We start from the raw sequence: 2744 nt of genomic DNA, 5'->3' as shown, positions 1-2744 counted from the left end.
TTCATCACTTTGAAGGTTATACATTATATTGATGATACGGTCTTTACTTATAAAATAAGCATTACGATTGTAGTTTTTATCACGATAAACTGTCCAACCCATTTCTTTTAATTGCTCTGCAACTTTCTTGAAAGTAATCAAAACTTGTGGATTAAGATGAGCTTCTGCTGCCTCTCGCTCATTAAGGATTTTCAAATGTTTTTCAGCAAATTCAACGGCATGGTTAACATATTTTTCTACGTCATTATCATCCAAATGTTCAGAAATCGTACCAGCTTCCAGAAAATTTTGATAAGATTTCAGGATATCAATTCGACCTGTTAACGCTAAACAAGCCAAATGCCAGATTATGTCTATATTGTAGCTATATTTTTGAACACGTGTTTTGCTTTCTATTGATGCTTGTAAATCTTGGGCACGTGCCCATTGTATTATTCGCTCAGAGATTTGTGTTAACTCTTGCTCATTCAATTCCTCTACACAAATATCAATCCCTTTATCAAAACCGCTAAAAATTCCCCCCCCAATCGTATTAAAAGACTGATAAATATCCGTAGGTCCTATCCAAATATATTCTCCCCTATAGTGAATATAACGACAAGCTATAGAAATCTCTTCGTTAGAGATCTCAGCTTCAAGACGGACATTGTAATTATCAAGGAGATGTATAAAACCAAAATCAAATTGAATAAAACGGTCTGGCAAAGAGACCCACATTTTCCCAGGTTCCGTAGAAAACCACCCTTCTTTTTTAAGAATGCGACTTGCTGCGATGAGACTTATCGGGTGTTGTTTTGGCTTCTTGCACGTTAGAATATCGTCTAACTCCCCATTTTTATAAGCCTGTGCAAAAATAAGAAGGCGTTCATTCCACGTCATCATTTTATAATCAGAAAATTCTGATACGTTTAATTTGGGCGTAGACTTATAACTTCTTAAAGCTTCTATATCGCCGAGAAGAGCCTTTGCAACAAGAGAATGATTAGCAGCTTCTTCATGTAATTTTTGTTCAATATTTTGTGTTTTTGCCCAAGTGATAACTTTGTTTAAAGCAGATTCAATATGACATTCTGAAAGATCCGGTACTGTAACCCCGAAATCAACTATTTCTGGATAGAGTATATATCCATATCGCGACTTTTGTCCCCTAGAATATTCACAAGCAAGACTATAAGAATCAGTTGTGAGACTAGCTAATAACCAAAATTTCTCACCATCCTTTTCATGTTTCACACCATAGCTCAAATCCACAATGCGATCCGGAAGATAATAATAGGCAAATGTATCGCCTACTTCATCACGATAAAGCTCACAGCCAAGACTTTTTAATATTTCTGTTGCATCTTTAGTTTGCATAATTTTTCACTCTTCTCCAATCCCCGGATAACAGCTAACTGTATAAGGAATTATTCTATTCCACTTTTTGTTTATTTGATTTTCACTCCAATTGTCTCTAAACTCTTTCAGAAGCTCTGCATCTCCTTCAAATTTTTTCAAATCTTCTTGGTATTTATTAAGCTGTTCCTTATTTTCCCCTAGATACCGTTTCATAATTTTTCCGAAAGGTTTTGCTTCTCCTGTTTTATACGCCATTTTAAAATCTTTTTGACATTCTGTTAATTGAGAATTACCAGTTTTTATGTCAATAACTTTTAATACACCTTTCTCCACATAAATAATATCAGGGCGATGTATTTTTTTTAAAGCAAAGTTCATAAATTATTCTCCACAATTCAAAGCTTATTCCTGTTAATAATAATCTACTGCTGTAGATGATAGCTGGTCTCACAACTCCCAACTTAGCTTTCAAAGCCCTATTATATTTTTAGTTTTCCTCATCACTCACTTTCATTCAAAAAGTCCTGGATAACGAAAAAGCTTAAATTTGGTTTTCTCTAACTTATTACTTAATTGTTTTTTAATCCAGTTTTGATTAGCTTGTCTTAATTGATCTTGATTTCCTTCAAAATTTTTGAAATCTTTTTGATATTTCTCTAAAAACTCTTTGTTCTCTTTAAAAAATTTTATAAGTTCGCCTTTTGTAGATTCTGCATTTCCTTCCTTATGTGCCTCTTTCAAAATTTTTTGAAATTTACTTAACTCAGCATCCCCCGTTTTTACTTCACCAACGACTAGTTTACCATCCTCTATATAAACAATATCCGCACGAGACCTCACTGTGCCTTTATCCGTCTTAGTTTTGAATACCACTTCTTTCTCACATACTATACAGCCTTTATCCCTTAATTCTTGTTTTTTTTCATCCCGTTTTTTGTCATGATGCTTCCTGACTTGTGCAAGTATATTCCCCTGTCCATCATTATTGTTTTGTGGTTTTTTATTGTTTCCGTTTTTTTTCTTATTTTTACTTTCCTTCTGAGAATTTTTATTTTTTTCTTCTTTTGAGTTTTGATTTGTTTTTTCGCTGTCTCCTTCTGCACTCTTCGATGCAAACCAATAGGCAAGGAAATCAGCTATAGCGGTCCTATTGCCAGGAGACTGAATAATAGTTGCTCCACCAGCCATAAAAAGAGACAGAGCTGCCAACTCTTCTGGCGTAAGCGACACAATGAACGCTACAGCAGCTGCTACCGCAGGAAGAAAATTATTTTCGGCAGCATTGCCTGCAGCATCAGCGCCGGCATCAACATTGCCACCAGCAAGGGCGGCAGCAAAGCCCCCCGCAGCACGCGCTACATCAATGGTATGCTCTCTAAAGTCAGCAAACTGCGCATCAATCTTTG

3 protein-coding genes are annotated in these 2744 nt (G+C 35.5%); all 3 read right to left on the bottom strand.

Features of this window, described 5'->3' with window-relative positions; genetic code table 11:
* Positions 1-1356 (bottom strand): DUF6990 domain-containing protein (locus PVV57_RS09960; RefSeq protein WP_404977253.1); only part of this gene is annotated, 1356 nt, incomplete at its 3' end.
* A gap of 6 nt (positions 1357-1362) precedes the next feature.
* Positions 1363-1716 (bottom strand): hypothetical protein, encoded by a 354-nt coding sequence (locus PVV57_RS09955; protein ID WP_273719558.1) that lies wholly within the window; start codon positions 1714-1716, stop codon positions 1363-1365.
* A gap of 132 nt (positions 1717-1848) precedes the next feature.
* Positions 1849-2744 (bottom strand): VENN motif pre-toxin domain-containing protein (locus PVV57_RS09950; RefSeq protein ID WP_275065427.1); only part of this gene is annotated, 896 nt, incomplete at its 5' end.

Source organism: Bartonella sp. AU15XJBT, assembly GCF_028618615.1.
Lineage (GTDB): Bacteria > Pseudomonadota > Alphaproteobacteria > Rhizobiales > Rhizobiaceae > Bartonella.
This window is presented reverse-complemented; position numbering and strand designations above follow the sequence as displayed.

Coding starts and splice junctions, on each gene's coding strand:
- PVV57_RS09955 (WP_273719558.1), bottom strand. CDS start 1,716: ATGAACTTTGCTTTAAAAAAAATACATCGCCCTGATATTATTTATGTG.